General features: G+C 60.5%; 14 protein-coding genes. 13 read left to right on the top strand and 1 reads right to left on the bottom strand.

All coding sequences use genetic code 11. The features are described from left to right. Nucleotides 1–26 precede the first annotated feature (26 nt). Complete coding sequence (gene guaD / locus BM235_RS13070; RefSeq protein WP_090113714.1) at nt 27–1,394, bottom strand: guanine deaminase; 1,368 nt, start codon at nt 1,392–1,394, stop codon at nt 27–29. Nucleotides 1,395–1,548: 154 nt separating this feature from the next. Here guaD and BM235_RS13065 point away from each other — a divergent pair, with 154 nt between their 5' ends. The 13 genes from BM235_RS13065 to BM235_RS13005 all read left to right on the top strand — a co-directional run bounded on the left by BM235_RS13065 (nt 1,549) and on the right by BM235_RS13005 (nt 14,706). Beyond that, nucleotides 1,549–2,085, top strand: a complete 537-nt coding sequence (locus BM235_RS13065) for a hypothetical protein (RefSeq protein WP_090113712.1) — start codon at nt 1,549–1,551, stop codon at nt 2,083–2,085. Between the two features lie 680 nt (nt 2,086–2,765). Continuing rightward, nucleotides 2,766–3,440, top strand: a complete 675-nt coding sequence (locus tag BM235_RS13060; protein WP_090113710.1) for a sensor histidine kinase — start codon at nt 2,766–2,768, stop codon at nt 3,438–3,440. Nucleotides 3,441–3,465: 25 nt separating this feature from the next. Continuing rightward, nucleotides 3,466–4,137, top strand: coding sequence for a response regulator (locus tag BM235_RS13055; protein WP_090113707.1), 672 nt, complete (start codon nt 3,466–3,468; stop codon nt 4,135–4,137). Nucleotides 4,138–4,349: 212 nt separating this feature from the next. Continuing rightward, nucleotides 4,350–5,102 carry a YveK family protein gene (locus BM235_RS13050; RefSeq protein WP_090113704.1) on the top strand — a complete coding sequence of 251 codons (753 nt, stop codon included), beginning with the start codon at nt 4,350–4,352 and terminating at the stop codon, nt 5,100–5,102. Beyond that, nucleotides 5,083–5,727 (top strand): CpsD/CapB family tyrosine-protein kinase, encoded by a 645-nt coding sequence (locus tag BM235_RS13045; protein WP_090113702.1) that lies wholly within the window; start codon nt 5,083–5,085, stop codon nt 5,725–5,727. The genes BM235_RS13050 and BM235_RS13045 overlap by 20 nt, the downstream gene beginning before the upstream one ends. 267 nt (nt 5,728–5,994) lie before the next feature. Further along, on the top strand, nt 5,995–6,894 hold the full coding sequence (gene galU, locus BM235_RS13040) for a UTP--glucose-1-phosphate uridylyltransferase GalU (RefSeq protein WP_090113700.1): 900 nt from the start codon (nt 5,995–5,997) through the stop codon (nt 6,892–6,894). Continuing rightward, nucleotides 6,878–7,570: a sugar transferase gene (locus tag BM235_RS13035; protein ID WP_090113698.1), complete on the top strand. Its 693-nt coding sequence runs from the start codon at nt 6,878–6,880 to the stop codon at nt 7,568–7,570. Before galU ends, BM235_RS13035 begins: the two co-directional genes overlap by 17 nt. 12 nt (nt 7,571–7,582) lie before the next feature. Continuing rightward, complete coding sequence (locus BM235_RS13030; RefSeq protein WP_090113696.1) at nt 7,583–8,842, top strand: glycosyltransferase; 1,260 nt, start codon at nt 7,583–7,585, stop codon at nt 8,840–8,842. Nucleotides 8,843–8,898: 56 nt separating this feature from the next. Further along, complete coding sequence (locus BM235_RS13025) at nt 8,899–10,179, top strand: O-antigen ligase family protein (RefSeq protein WP_090113694.1); 1,281 nt, start codon at nt 8,899–8,901, stop codon at nt 10,177–10,179. Further along, nucleotides 10,176–11,399, top strand: coding sequence for a glycosyltransferase family 4 protein (locus BM235_RS13020; RefSeq protein ID WP_090113682.1), 1,224 nt, complete (start codon nt 10,176–10,178; stop codon nt 11,397–11,399). The genes BM235_RS13025 and BM235_RS13020 overlap by 4 nt, the downstream gene beginning before the upstream one ends. Continuing rightward, nucleotides 11,400–12,464: a glycosyltransferase gene (locus BM235_RS13015; protein ID WP_090113680.1), complete on the top strand. Its 1,065-nt coding sequence runs from the start codon at nt 11,400–11,402 to the stop codon at nt 12,462–12,464. Further along, nucleotides 12,461–13,345, top strand: a complete 885-nt coding sequence (locus BM235_RS13010; protein ID WP_090113677.1) for a glycosyltransferase — start codon at nt 12,461–12,463, stop codon at nt 13,343–13,345. Before BM235_RS13015 ends, BM235_RS13010 begins: the two co-directional genes overlap by 4 nt. Before the next feature lie 47 nt (nt 13,346–13,392). Beyond that, the gene (locus BM235_RS13005) at nt 13,393–14,706 is read left to right on the top strand and encodes a lipopolysaccharide biosynthesis protein (RefSeq protein ID WP_255374360.1); all 1,314 of its coding nucleotides are present in this window, start codon (nt 13,393–13,395) and stop codon (nt 14,704–14,706) included. Nucleotides 14,707–14,746 lie beyond the last annotated feature (40 nt).

The raw sequence follows: 14,746 nt of genomic DNA, 5'->3' as shown, positions 1-14,746 counted from the left end.
TCCGGCCTGTCGGAGCGATGGCTGCATCATGCGCGCATATGGACCCGCTCGCCCTGCACCCATACCTCCCGAATGTTCTCCGGACGCACGAGGTACATGATCTTTTGGAAAATCTCGTGCAGCGGCTCGTCCTCGCCGAATACGGGCAGCCTCGCGCCGGCGAGCGAGATGTCCACGATTTGCGCGTCCCAGGCGTAGCCCTCCGCGAGCCGGCCGATCGGCAGGCTTAACGCTTCGCCGCCGCCGGCCGTCGCCAGATAGAAGGCTTCGTCGATCGTAATGCGGGAGGCCGGCACGCCGCGAGCGTCCGCGGGGAGGGCGGGATTTACGCCGTCCTCCAGCATCCGGGACGAGATGACCGCCTGCCTGGCATTGTCGTACAGGCTCGGCGAATAGCCGCCCGAGACGTCGGAGCCGAGGCCGATCTCGACGCCCTTTTCCATCAAGCGGGCGATCGGGATGACGCTGTTCGCGAAGTAGGCATTGGAGATCGGGCAGTGGCCGATCGCCGTCCCCGTCCGGGCGAAGAGCGCGGCATCGTCCTCGTCGAGGAAGTTGCAATGCGCCATGACGGACTTGTCGCCGAGCAGCCCGAAGTCGCGGAGCGCGACGGCGTCGCGCTTGCCTAGCCGATCCTGCACGTACCCATGCGCCCAGTCGCTCTCGCTGCAGTGGGACTGGACATGCGTATCGTGCTTCGCGGCGAGCGCGCCTAGTCCCGCTAGCGCCTCGTCGGTGCAGCTTGGAATGAATCTCGGCGTCACGACGGGGTACACGCCTTGCTTGACGTTTTTCGCCAGCTCTTTGACGGCGACGATAAAAGCCTCGGTGTCCGCCAGCGCCGCGTCGGCATCGGCATCGCGGTAGTACGCGGGATTTTGCGCGGGATCGTCCATGACGACTTTGCCGACCAGGCCGCGCTGCCCCTTTTTCGCGCAGATCTCGGCCAACAGCAGGCTGGATTCCTTATGGATCGTGGCAAAATAGAGGGCCGTCGTCGTGCCGTTCGCGAGCAGCGCGGCGACGAGATCCTCGTACACTTCGGCCGCGAAGCTCAAATCCGTGAACTTCGATTCCAGCGGAAACGTATGCGCGTGCAGCCAATCGTAAAGGGGCACGTCAAGCGCCGTACCGGCTTGCGCCCACTGCGGCGCATGCACGTGCAGATCGACGAAGCCGGGCAGCAGATACTGGCCTGGCGACAGGCGAAGATAGCGATCGGCGTCCGCGTATTCGATTCGAACGGCTTCGTAATCCGGGGCATCCGGCGCGATCGTCCTCGCGATGATGCCGTCCGCGTCCACGCAGAACAAATGGTCCTTTAAAATATCGATTTCCTTCGGAGATCGGGCGGTAAATGCCGTTCCTTGAAACACGCGGGCATATTCCTTCATCGTTCGTCACCTTGCCATTTCGCATTTGAATTTTTATCATTATAGGGAATCTGCATCGGTAAGTCCATGCATCGGCAACATCGTTGTGCGAGCGACCGATATAACCTCATTTCTTAGGCCATGCTAGCAATGACATTGTTAGGAGGGATTAAAGATGACGCCTATTGCCGGACAGGTACCCTTCGGCTACGAGCCGCCGGTCAAGCGAGAAAAAGGCACGTTGATCTACTACGATACGTTCGAGGATACGACGGACGAAGCGCTCGGCATCGCCGCCGAGACGGCCAAGGCGCGTTCGTTCGCGCGGTTCGTGCTCTATCCGATTCATGAAGAGACGGCGAGGCGAATGTCCAAGGCGCCGGTAAGCGCCTACTATAAGCGGGAAAAGAGGCTTTCCGAGTGGGCGCATGACAGGGAAAAGGACGAGCCCGCGCCCGAGATCGACCGCTGGGAAGGCAAACGAAAGAAGTATACGCCAATGGAAGCCGCGCTGCGCCACCTGACGGAGACGCTGCCAGGGCCGCATTTCGTCTACATGACGCCGGCTACGGCGAATCTGTTCGCTTCCTACGACGTTTTCGACGGCTGGATCTCGAAGCTCCGGCTCGTGCTGTCCGCAGAGCCCGCCGATCCGGCACCTAAGCTGGCTCAATACCGCAACCGATGGAGCCTGGCATGGGAAGATGAATGACTCGCTTCCTCGGATAAAGGGCCTTTTCGCTCGGAATCGCGACCGCTACAGCGCGTCGCATGGCAGTCTTATGACGGCCGGCGGACAAACGTTGACGAAAACGGTTACATTTTGTCTAACCCGAAGCCCTTTCCATACGTGGAAAAGGGCTTTCATTATTGGTACCAACTGACACATGAATACGCTTACTTTCTCTCATGTTTCTCATTCAAACCCGCGTCCCGCTTTGATTTGGCGCTGCGGAGCTTCTTGCAGTCTTCCTTGTAAAAACGCTTTATCAACGAATATAGTAAAATTATGGATGAAGATTAAGAAATTCACCTAAACGCCTCCACAAGAAAATATAGGCCTAAAGAACTATAATCTTGATTTCAAGACATACAGGCTTGCAAATTATGTCATTCGTCAATTCGACTTGGAGTCCGCACTATGGCATACGTCGGCTGCCGAAAGATTGGGTAATTCTGGATCGAAAAGCATCCGAACGCGCCTTTGGTCATGCCCGAAGGCACCCTGATCCTTATCAAACGACCCATACAATAATCGGTACTCCCGTAGCATGGGCATGTCAATTTCGGCAAGGTATGTTGAAAATGAACGTCAACGCCTAGAAGTGAGGGAACCTGACGAAAGATTTGAATTTTCTCATTATAATACATGACGGGAAAGGCGATGATTGGATGGCCATGCAGAGCAAGGTGGAACCGTACTTATTGTTCGAGGAACGCAACCGGATCGCAGAAGAACTCCACGATCGCATTTGCCCGCATCTATTCGGCATCACCTACGCGGTGCATTCCGCGGAGCATGAATGGGAAGAAATGACGAGCGCGCAGCATCTGGCGCTGCTGCGCGACATCCAGGAGGCGGCGGCGGAAGCGACGCGGGAGCTGCGCAAGACGATATACGACCTTAGCGTATCCGACCATGGGGACGCTTCGTGGCTCGGCGGCGTGGAGTCGCTGCTCGCGAGCCAGGCGAAGCTGAGCGGCGTCCGGATCCGGTTCAGGCCGCCCGCGCCGGACCGGCGCCTCGGCGTGCACCATCAGAAGGCGCTGTACCGGATTATCGCCGAAGGGGCCGCCAACGCGATCCGCCACGGCGAATGCAGCGCCATCGATATCAAGCTGACGCTGCGGCCCTGCTCCGCCACGCTCCGGATCTCGGACAACGGCAAAGGGTTCGATTGCGGCGCCGTGCTGCAGCAAGACGAATCCTCGGGCTTCGGGCTGAGAAGCATGAAGACGCTCGCCGCCGCGCTTGGCGGCAGCCTGCAGATCGACAGCGAAGAGGGGGGCGGCACGCGCATCGTCGCGCGTCTGCCGCTGTCCGACGTGCGCGAGGAGAAGAACTAGATTGTGTATTAAGGAAGGTGATGACATGAAGATCGTAATCGTGGACGATCATCCTCTCGTCCGCAGAGGACTGAGAGCCGTTCTATCCGGCGAGGAAGGATTCGAGATCGCGGGCGAGGCGGAGACCGTATTAGGCGCGCTGTCGGTCGTCGAGACGACGAATCCCGATCTCGTCATCTTGGATATCCGGCTGGGCGCCGAGTCCGGCTACGACCTTGTTCGTTCGCTCCGGGGACTGCACTGCCGGTTCATGATGCTGACCTCTTCGGCTTCCGAGGCAGACATCCGCAGAGCGAAGGAGTGCGGAGCCGACGGCTACGTGCTCAAGGACGCGGCGCCGGACGAGCTGCTGCTCGCGGTCAAGATGATCGGCCGCGGCCGTAAGTACTTCGACCAGAGTCTGCTCGGCACCTTGCTCCGCAAAGAATCGGACGATCCGCTCGAGAAGCTGACGCCGAAGGAGCGGGAGGTGCTGGTCGCGCTCGGGGAAGGCTTGTCCAATAGCGCCGTGGCCAAAAAGCTGGTCATCAGCGAGTTCACGGTCAAAAAGCACGTCAGCCGTATTTTTCAAAAATTGAACCTGACCGACCGGACGCAGGCTGCCTTGTTCGCGCAGTCGCAGGGGATCGGAGACTTCTCTCCCTCGGATATCCGGACGGAGGGCGGCTTCGCCCTCCCGAATGGTACTAAAGTATAATATCGATACCTACCGACGCGGCACGATGATAGCTTCCGAAGAAGAAGCAAAATCATCCTGCCGCGTAATAGTTTTGAAAGTCGCGGGCGATTTACAATAAAAACAGGACGAGGCAGGGGAGGCCAAAACGAAAAGGAATATCGGAAGATGAGTCAGAAAATTCTGATATTTATTTCATTTTCTAAAAGAAATCAGCATCGGAGTGAAGCGTTTTGGAAATTCAACGATATTGGAGCATAGTCAGGAAAAGGCTATGGTTGATCGCTTTAATTACGATCGTCTTGTGTACGGCGGTCGGATATTATACGTCGCAACAGAGACCGACTTATCAGGCAGCCGCCAAGCTGATGGTGTACCAAAGCGAAGTCCCCGGCAATACGTCCTCAGCGCCCGACGCCGGCGCGATCAACTCCAACATTTTGCTGATCAAAACCTTCAAGCAGCTGATCCTCACGCCTCGAATTTTGGAAAAGGTCGCCGCGGCTTATCCCGATCTCCATACATCGGCAGGCGAGCTCGCGGGTAAAATCGGCATCTCGTCCGTGAGCGAGACGCAGATCATGACCGTGATCGCGACGGACGGCTCGTACGCAAGAGCCGCCAATATGGCGAACGCCGTGTCCAAGGTGTTCCAGTCCGAGATTCGCACGCTCATGAATCTGGACAACGTCTCCGTCCTCAACTGGGCCGACCCGGAAGCGCACGGAGGATCGATCTCTTCAAGTCCCGCCAAGAACGTGGCGATCGCGTTCGTCCTGTCGATCCTGATCGGCATCGCGCTTGCCTTTCTACTCGAACATATGGACAACTCGGTCAAGACCGAGCAAGAAGTGCGCGCCAAACTTGGTCTGCCGCTTCTGGCCGACGTTCCGCGAATCCGCAACCGGGACTTGATCGGACCGGACGATTCGGAACGCACCACGATGGGAGCAAGGGGGAAGCCGAATGTCACGATGGATGCGTAAACGGGGATTGATCGCCGCGCAAAATCCGAAGTCGGCAGCCGCCGATACGTATCGCAGATTAAAGACCGGCATCGAATGGTCGGTACGGGATGCGGGCATGAAGACGATCGCGATCGCTTCCGCCGAGCCGGGAGAGGGGAAGAGCACCACGTCCTCCAACATCGCGGTCGCCTATGCCAAAGCCGGCAGAAGGGTACTGCTGCTGGATACGGATCTTCGGTCGCCCGTGCAGCATCAAATCTTCGATCTGCCGAACGACGCGGGGCTAAGCACGGCGCTGGCGGGGCGAGGGGAGCTGGATCAGGTCGCCCGCAGGACGGCCTATCCCAACCTGCAAGTGGTGTGCGCGGGACCGATGCCGCCCAATCCGTCCGAGCTGCTCGATTCGGAAGCGATGAGCGCGATGCTGGACGCGGCCAAGGCGCGCTTCGATATCGTCATCGTCGATACGACCTCGATGGCGGCCGCTTCGGACGCGATGATCGTCGCGGACAAGTGCGACGGCGCGGTGCTCGTCATCCGCAAGGGCAAGACGAGCATGGATGCGGTTCTGAAGGCGAAGGAGACGCTCTCGTCCGGACGGGTCCGGGTCGTAGGCGCGGTATTCAACCGCCGGGGACGTTAAGAAAGCGCTGAAGGCCATGCAGCAAGAGATACAGGGAAGCTTCGATCAATCGATGCGCGTTCCAAGGAAATGTCTCCTGCTCCTTTATCACTGGAGGCACTCGGCCATGCTGTGGGTCAGCGGACCTTAGACGTTTATCGTCAGGGGTGTGGCGTGAGGATGGGTTCAATGCCCGCTTTATCTTTATTTAAATCCGACTTTTGCACGCGAATAAATGAATTTATGCAGTTGCAAGTCTAAAGAGAAATACGGATGGGGTGAGAGCGTATGAAAAAAGTGAGAAAAGCGATTATTCCCGCGGCAGGCCTCGGCACGCGCTTCCTGCCTGCTACGAAGGCGATGCCTAAGGAAATGTTGCCGATCGTCGACAAGCCAACCATACAGTACATCGTGGAAGAAGCGATCGAATCCGGAATCGAGGACATTATCGTCGTGACCGGCAAAGGAAAACGGGCGATCGAGGATCACTTCGACATCGCCTTCGAGCTGGAGCACACGCTGGCGGAAAAGGGCAAGCTCGATATTTTGAGCAAGGTTCGCAAATCGTCCAACGTCGAGATCCACTACATCCGGCAAAAAGAAGCCAAAGGCCTCGGCCATGCCGTCTGGTGCGCCCGCAACTTCATCGGCAACGAGCCGTTCGCGGTGCTGCTGGGCGACGATATCGTGCAGTCCGAGACGCCTTGCACGCGGCAGCTGATCGAGCAGTACGAGCAGACCGGCAAGTCGGTCATCGGCGTACAAGCGGTCGGTACCGACCAAACGAACCGCTATGGCATCCTCGATCCGATTGAGCGGCGCGGACGTCTGTACGAGGTGCGGCGTTTTGTAGAGAAGCCGCCGATCGGACAGGCGCCGTCCAATCTGGCCATCATGGGCCGTTATGTGCTCACGCCGGAAATATTCGATTTCCTTGGCAAGCACGAAGTAGGCGCGGGCGGCGAGATTCAGCTGACCGACGCGATCCAACGGCTGAACGAAGCGCAAGGCGTTAACGCCTACGACTTCGAAGGCATGCGCTACGACGTCGGCGAGAAGCTTGGATTTATCATGACGACAATCGACTTCGCGCTTCGCGACGAGGAGCTCAGGTACCGCCTGATGGACGGGCTCGAGTCGCTGATCCAACGCGAGAAAGTGGGGGAAAGCCATGGCTCTGCGGTATGATATGGAACTGGTCGCACGCCTGACGGACTTCGAACGCAAGCGGATCGCGGCCCAGAACGACGGCAAGCTGGCGATGTATAAGTCGGTCAAGCGAGGCATGGACGTCGCGGGCTCCCTATTCGCGCTGGCGCTGTTCAGCCCGATCTTCGCGGTAACGGCGACGCTCATCAAGCTGGAAAGCCCGAAGGCGCCGGTCTTTTTCCAACAAACGCGCATCGGCAAAAACGGACGCAAATTCAAGATGTACAAGTTCCGCTCGATGGTGCCGGACGCCGAGCAAAAGCTCGCGGCGCTGCTCGAGAAGAACGAGATCAAAGGCGCGATGTTCAAGCTCAAGGACGACCCGCGCATCACCCGAATCGGCCGGTTCATCCGCAAGACGAGCATCGACGAGCTCCCTCAGCTCGTGAACGTGCTTAAAGGCGAGATGTCGCTCGTCGGCCCCCGGCCGCCGCTGCAAAGAGAGGTGGAAGAGTACTCGGATTACGACAAGCTTCGGCTCTCCGTTAGCGGAGGCTGCACGGGACTGTGGCAAGTGACCGGACGCAGCAACCTCAGCTTCGAGCAGATGGTCGAGCTGGACCTGGAATACATTCGCAAACGGAGCATTCGGGGGGATCTGAAGATTATTTTCCGGACCTTCAAGCTGCTGCTTGGGGCCAAAGACGCTTTTTAAGGGTGGCGACAAATGAACAAGATTTTGTTTATTACGAATCGGCTGCCTTTTCCCGGCACGGACGGCCGCAAAAACATGCTGCTGCAATACGTTCGGCACATGAAAGAAATCTACCCAGGCAGCGAGATCGTAAACCTCTCGTTCGTGGACGATCCGAAATATTTATCCCAGCGTCCGCCGGAGATCGGCAGGCTGGCCACGCTGGAGCCGCCGGGCAAGCTTGAAAAGCTGTACAATATCGTCGTCCATTCGCTGATCCGGCGCAAGTGGCCGCTTCAGGTGTCGGTGTACTACAGCCGCAAGACGCATCGCAAGATCCGGGACTTCGTCCGCGAGGAGGAGCCGGACTTCGTGCTATACGACATGGTGCGGGTGGCCGAATACCTGGCGCCGGGGCAGGGACGCAAGGTGCTGAGCTACGACGATCTGTTGTCGCTGCGCTACCGCCGCCAGCTCGACTGGTTCCAGTACATCCCGTCCGTGCTCGGCGGGTTCTCGGACAAGCTGCCGAGCGGCCTGAAGAAGTTCGCGGACCTGAAGTTCGTCCAAAAATGGCTCATCGCCTTCGAGAGCAAAATGCTGGGCAAGTATGAAAAGCAAGTGGCCCCGCGATTCGACCATCTGATCTTCACCTCCCCGGCCGAAGCGCAAAACTTCAGGAAAACGACGCGTCACGAATCCTGCCACGGCGTCCCGATGAAGGTCGAGCCCGACTTCCGGATGCAGGCAAGAGGCTCCCGGCTCTACGACAAAAACAAGGTCGTGTTCGTCGGGAAAATGGACATTCCCCACAACAGCTCGGCGGCCGTGTACTTTTGCGAGCGCGTATGGGCCCGAATCAAGCAGAGCAATCCGGCGGCGGTCTTCTACATCGTCGGCAAAAATCCGACGGCAGAAGTGCTGCGCCTCCAGCGCGACCATCCCGGCGTCATCGTTACCGGCGAGGTGGACGACGTCAAGCGGATCGTCGGCGATTCGGCGCTCATGATCGCGCCGCTCTTGTTCGGCACCGGGATCAAGACGAAGATTCTCGAGGCGATGTCCTGGGGCGTACCGGTCGTGACCAACGCGATCGGCAGCGAAGGCTTGGACGCGAACAACGGCGAGGACTTGTTCGTATGCGAATCGGAAGACGAAATGGTGCGCAGCGTACTGCTGCTGATGGGCGACAGCGAGATCAACGACAGCATATCGGGCAATTCGATCCGTTACGTGAGCCGCCGGTTCAGCGGTTCGGCGACCCGCAAAAACATGGAGCTGATCTTATCCTAGCGCATGGCCGCGACGAACCGGTCGATCTCGTCCGCGCTTCGGTCGTCGCGCTGTTTTTGTTCTCGCTGGCGGTCATCACGTATGACAGCTTGCCATACTTCGCCTTCTCGGTCTATCGCCCGTTGGCGATGTTTCCGATGTTCGCAGCCTCGCTTCTGCTGTTGTTCACCGATTTTAAGTTCCGCCGCGGAGACGTGCCGCTCCTGATATTCGCCGCTTATAGCATCGGGCATTCGCTGCTCGCGTCGGTCGGCGGAGATATGGGCGCGAGCCTTAAGCACGCCGTGACGCTGCTGTTCGGCATCTCGATGTACAGGGTGTCCCTGTATATCGCCGAGCAGGCGAGGAACGATCCCGCGCTTCGCCGGCAGATCGCCGTCTACCTGCTCGTCGGCTTCGTGCCGCCGCTCGCGGCGGGGCTGCTGCAGCTCGCCGACGCGTACTTGATCCGCAGCGGCTTTTCCGGCATGCTGACCGGCCTCTTTTCCGAAAAGGTGTACAAGGGCCGGATCCAGCTCCTGTCCGGCGAGCCGTCCTGGGGAGGCATTCATCTGCTGACCGGCGGTTTGCTGCTGCTGTACCTGTACAAGGAAGGCTACAAGAAAATCACGCTGGCGCCGCTGCTAGGCTGCGTCGTGCTGCTCGTCCTGTCGTTCTCGGCCTACGCTTACAGCGTGCTGCTGATCGCGCTGCTCGTCTACGTGCTCGTCGCGAACAAATATCGCGGCCGCATGCTGCTCGCGCTCGGCGCCATCGGACTCGTCATCGTCGTCGGCGTTCCTTTTCTGCTCGAGACGCTGAAGGTGAGCGGCTACTTCACGGACCGGTTCCAGTTCGATTTTCCGCATCTGCTGCGGGCGGACAATTCCTTTTTTATCCGCGTCATTTTCCCGGCGATCGGCTTCATGGAGTTTTGGCATCATCCGATCTTCGGCGTCGGCGGCGGCTTTTACTACCGCGAATTCGCGGACCTGCTGCTCGGGCACTTCGATTACGGCATGAAGTTCACCGAAGTCGCGAACCTCGTGAACGATCATCCGGAGATGGCCACATCCCGCAACATGTGGTCCAAGCTGTTCGCCGAGGAAGGCCTCATCGGCGCGCTGCTGTTCCTCGGGTTCATGACGGCGGCCCTGCGCAGCTCGCGCCGCCATCCGTTCGCCCAATTCGCGTTCGCGTTATGCGTTTCGCTCGTTATGAATTTCGATTCCTATTCCTTCGTGAACTTCTGGCTGCTGATCGGATGGATCCGGGGCGGATTTTTTGAAGGACGGCCGGACGCCCGGGCGGCAGAATGGGATACGCAGAACGATAGGGAGTTGAGACGTACCGCATGAAAATCGTCATTGTAAACAGCTTGTACACGCCCCACATCATCGGAGGGGCAGAGATATCGACGCAGATCCTGGCGGAGACGCTCGCGTCCGTCGCCGACGTTCACGTGCTGACTCTCGGCGGGCACGGAAGCGCGGAAGGCGTCCGGGAAGAGCGGATCAACGGGGTCACCGTACACCGGATGCCGCACGGCAGCCTGTACTGGATCGGCGACGCCAAAAGGCGCGGCGTGCTGATGCGGACCGCCCGGAGGCTGACCGATCTTTACAATCCGCGGATGAACGAAGCGGTGCGGGAGCGGCTGGCCGCGATCAAGCCGGATCTGATTCACACGCAAAACCTGTCCGGCTTCGGCGCGGGCATCTGGACGGCGGCAGCCGGGCTGGACGTACCGATCGTGCATACCCTTCGCGACTATTCGCTGCTGTCGCCGGTCAGCTCGCCGATCAAAAATCCGCTGCTAGCCCGGCTGTACGCGATGACGACAAGCGGCTACAGCCGGCAGGTGTCGGCGGTCGTCGGCATTTCGTCGCACATCCTGAAGCGCCATACGGACGCGGGACTGTTCCCGGCCGCCGCGCCGAAGGTCATTCCGAACGCGGTGGAAGGCGGCATCGCCGCCAGCGACAAGGACTTCGACAGGCGGCCGCTTCGCATCGGCTACTTCGGACGGATCGAGCCGGAGAAAGGCGTGCGGGAGCTGATCGAGGCGGCGATGTCGCTGCCGACCGACATCGTCGAGCGCATCGTCATCTGCGGCGAAGGGAGCCTGCGGGCGAAGCTCGCCGACAGCTGCCGCGAGGACGCGCGCTTCGTGTTTCCGGGCAAGGTGAAGCCTGCCGAGGCGCGCCGCATGATGGGCGAGGCCGACGTCAACTTCGTTCCTTCGGTGTGGGAAGAGCCGTTCGGACGGGTCATCATCGAGTCTTATCAGGTCGGCACGCCGGTATACGCCACCGACGTAGGCGGCATCCCGGACGCGGTGTACGATCCCGAGGAATTTCTGTTCCCTCCGGGCAGCGCCGCCGCCATCCGGGCCAAGATTCTGTCGTACCACTCGGTGCCGGGCGCGGACAAGCGGCGCATCCAGGCGGCTTGCCTCAAGCACTGCCGCGGCTTCACGCAAGCGGCGCTGCTCGACCGGCATTTAGAACTGTACGATCAGACGCTGGCCGGCGGCGAATATACCGCGGTCAGGACCGCCGTCGGGCAGGTGCATTAGATGAGCGAACCGACCGTCTACATGTGGCCCAAGACGAATCCGCACAACAAGTATACCGACCTGCTCGCCAGGTCGCTCGAACGGCGCGGCCTGCGCGTCGAGCATTATGCCAAGGGCTCGCAGTTCAAGCCGCGCCGGGGCGATATCGTCCATATCCACTGGCCGAGCTACACGTACCAGGCTTCCGTTTTCCCGCTGACCGTCGTGAAGTCGCTGTTTTTTATTTTGCTGCTGTACTGGTACAAGTTCCTCGGGGTGCGGCTGTTCTGGACGATTCACAACATTTGGCCGCACAAGGGCCGTTCGCGTTGGGACTTCTTCGTCCGCAAGCGGCTGCTAAGCCTGTGCGACGCCGCGTTCGTCCTCAGCGAATCGTCGAAGCGCGAGGCCGCCGAAGTGTTCGGCGCCCCGGAGGACAAGATCGTCGTGACGCCGCACGGTCACTATGACGACGCCTATCCGAGCCGCGGCATCGATATCCGCGCCCGGTTCGGCATCCCGAAGGACCGGTTCCTGTACCTTTTCGTCGGCAGGATCAACCGGTACAAGGGCGTTGAGCAGCTCGTGTCGGCTTACCGGTCGCTCGATTCGGCGAACGTAGCGGACGCCGCGCTGCTGATCGCCGGACAGGCAGATACAGGCTACGACCTCGGGTTCATCGGCGCGGGCAAGGCCGGCGACGATGCGGGGGCGATCAAGCTCCACTCGTCGTTCGTGGACGACGGCGATCTGGCCGATTACCTGCTCGCGGCCGACGCGGTCGTGCTGCCGTACCGGCAGATCACGACGAGCGGGAGCGCCATTCTGGCGCTGACCTTCGGCAAGCCCGTCGTCGCGCCGCGGCTCGGCTCGCTCGGCGAGTACGTGTCCGAGGGATGCGGCGTGCTGTACGATCCCGACGACAAGGACGGCCTGCGCAAGGCGCTGCGCGACGTGATGAACATGGACCGGCTTAAGACGGAGCGACGGATCGCGGACAAGCTCAGGGAGCTCGACTGGGACCGGATCGCGGACCGGATGCTCGCCGTCTACGCCGGCCGGATACCGCAAGAGGTGAACGCATGAAAGCAACGGTAGCGATATGCACGCACAACCGGGCCGCGGATCTGCGAGAAGCGCTGCTCAGCCTGCTGCGGCAGCGGCACGACTCCTTCGAGGCGGTCGTCGTGGACAACGGCTCGACCGACGCCACGGCCGAGACCGTGAAGGAATTCGAGCGGATGGTCAGCTTCCCGGTCCGCTATATCTACGAGGAGCGGCTCGGGCTCTCCGTCGCCCGCAACCGGGCGATCCGCGAATCGCAGGGCGAGTTCGTGCTCTTCCTGGACGACGACGCGGTCGCGTCGGACGACTGGATCGGCGGCATCGTCGACCTGTTCGAGCGGGATGACCGCATCGGCGTCGTCGGCGGCAAGATCGAGCCCGCCTGGGAAGGGGAGGCGCCCGCCTGGCTCGCGCCCGAGAACCGCACGCTCTACACGATCCTCGATTATGCGGACGAAGTCGTTGAGATGAAGCGACCGCATATTCCGTTCGGCGCCAACGTAGCGTTCCGGCGCTCGGCGCTCGACATGGCGGCGCTGTTCCGCGAGGACCTGGGACGCGTCGGGAGCAACCTGCTCTCGAGCGAAGAAGGGGAATTGATCGACCGAATTCGCAAGCGTTATTCGGTCTACTACACGCCGCACGCATCGGTGCTGCATAAGATTCCGCGCAGCCGCATCAGCCGCAAGTGGCTGCTCAGGCGAATCTATTGGCAGGGCGTCAGCAGCGCGGTCAGCTCGGAGCGCAAGATGCGCGTGTTCGCAAGATCGGTCGTGAAGCTGCCGATCATCGTGCTGCTCTCGCTGCCGGTGCTCTACGACAGGCGGCGCGTATTCCGCAACGTCAGCCGGATCGCCTATAACAACGGGCAGATCAGCGGCGTGCTGGGCACGTACGAATGAAGAGGCTAAGTCGCCTCTGGAGCGGCGGAGGAGCGCTCACGGCGATCATGAAGACGAGCGCCGCCAACCTGATCATCGTGCTGCTCGGCACCGTCACCTCGATCGTGACGGCGCGCATGTTCGGCGTAGCTGGCAAGGGCGAATTTTCGGCGATCCTCTTCTGGTCGACCTTGCTGGCCGGCGTCCTCAGCTTCGGGCTGCCGACGTCGCTGATCTTCAACCGGCGGACGCATCCGACGCACGGACCGGCCTACATCAGAGCCGGATTCCTGTTCCAGCTGCCGGTATGCGTGATCGCAGGCACGGTTGCCTGGCTCTGCATGCCTGCCTGGCTCGGCAACTACGGCGACCATATCGTAGCGATCGCGCGGTGGTACACCGTGCTCACGCTGCCGCTGCTGCTCATGGTCAACCTGCTGTCGGCGCTTGCGCAGAGCATGGAAAACTTCGGGCTGTACAACGGCATCCGGCTGTACGTGCCGCTCAGCAATCTGATCGGACTCCTCGCGCTGTGGGCTTGCGGTTATTTAAGCCAGTTTTCCTCTGCGCTCGTGTTCCTCGTCACGAGCCTGTGCGTCGTCTGCTGGGCGCTGTACCGGCTGAGACGCGAGTTGGCGGTGGGCTGGTTCGGTAAAAAGGACGATGCGGCAGGAGCCGGCGTCAAGCCCGGCGAGCGCGGCCCGATCAAGTCGCTGTTCGGCTACGGCGGCAGAGTGTACGGCGTCGAGCTGCTCGGCACGCTCTACACGCAGTGCGACAAGCTGATTATCCTGTCGCTGCTCGCGCCGCGGGAGTTCGGTCTTTACACGGTCGTATACACGCTGTCCCGCGTGTTCAATATCGTACAGACGGCCATCTCGGGCGTCGTCTTCCCGAAGGTGACGGGACTCGGGCAGGAGGAGGTCGTCGCCAAGGTCAGCCGGGCGTTCAGGCTTTCCTTCCCGATCATGCTCGCCGCGCTCGTCCCGGGCATGCTCGTCGGCCGCTGGCTGCTGGGCCTGCTCTACGGCGAGCAGTTCCTGGCGGCGGATACGGCTTTCTACCTGCTGTCCCTGGAATGCGTCGTCGGCGGCGGCTCTTGGATACTGGCTTCCTCCTTCAACGCGATGGGACGGCCGGGCCTGGTGGTCGCGAGACAAGCGTTCGCGCTGGCGCTGACCGTCGGCATGTGCTTCTTGCTCGCCCCTTCGTACGGTCTGAACGGAATCGCGCTGGCGATGCTGATCGGGGCTTTCAGCCGCATCATCATTTCGGTCGCCGCGATGAAGGTCGTATTCAAGGCGCCCGTATCGGGCGTGCTGTTCGACAAGGACGACTGGCGCTTTCTGGCGGGTCGCCTGACCAGGGCTGCGCAATCCTGACCCGCGCAATCCCGACCGGAGACGAAAAGCAAAGATAGAA

It is taken from the genome of Cohnella sp. OV330 (assembly GCF_900112065.1).
Lineage (GTDB): Bacteria > Bacillota > Bacilli > Paenibacillales > Paenibacillaceae > Cohnella.
The sequence above is the reverse complement of the archived record's forward strand: the minus strand, read 5'-3'. Positions and strand labels throughout refer to the sequence as shown.

What these genes read in the sequence shown, in the direction of transcription:
- BM235_RS13055 (WP_090113707.1), top strand. Translation starts at nt 3,466, where the DNA reads ATGAAGATCGTAATCGTGGACGATCATCCTCTCGTCCGCAGAGGACTG.
- BM235_RS13030 (WP_090113696.1), top strand. Translation starts at nt 7,583, where the DNA reads ATGAACAAGATTTTGTTTATTACGAATCGGCTGCCTTTTCCCGGCACG.
- BM235_RS13035 (WP_090113698.1), top strand. Translation starts at nt 6,878, where the DNA reads ATGGCTCTGCGGTATGATATGGAACTGGTCGCACGCCTGACGGACTTC.
- guaD (WP_090113714.1), bottom strand. Translation starts at nt 1,394, where the DNA reads ATGAAGGAATATGCCCGCGTGTTTCAAGGAACGGCATTTACCGCCCGA.
- BM235_RS13020 (WP_090113682.1), top strand. Translation starts at nt 10,176, where the DNA reads ATGAAAATCGTCATTGTAAACAGCTTGTACACGCCCCACATCATCGGA.
- BM235_RS13060 (WP_090113710.1), top strand. Translation starts at nt 2,766, where the DNA reads ATGGCCATGCAGAGCAAGGTGGAACCGTACTTATTGTTCGAGGAACGC.
- BM235_RS13065 (WP_090113712.1), top strand. Translation starts at nt 1,549, where the DNA reads ATGACGCCTATTGCCGGACAGGTACCCTTCGGCTACGAGCCGCCGGTC.
- BM235_RS13010 (WP_090113677.1), top strand. Translation starts at nt 12,461, where the DNA reads ATGAAAGCAACGGTAGCGATATGCACGCACAACCGGGCCGCGGATCTG.
- BM235_RS13045 (WP_090113702.1), top strand. Translation starts at nt 5,083, where the DNA reads ATGTCACGATGGATGCGTAAACGGGGATTGATCGCCGCGCAAAATCCG.
- galU (WP_090113700.1), top strand. Translation starts at nt 5,995, where the DNA reads ATGAAAAAAGTGAGAAAAGCGATTATTCCCGCGGCAGGCCTCGGCACG.
- BM235_RS13005 (WP_255374360.1), top strand. Translation starts at nt 13,393, where the DNA reads ATGAAGACGAGCGCCGCCAACCTGATCATCGTGCTGCTCGGCACCGTC.
- BM235_RS13015 (WP_090113680.1), top strand. Translation starts at nt 11,400, where the DNA reads ATGAGCGAACCGACCGTCTACATGTGGCCCAAGACGAATCCGCACAAC.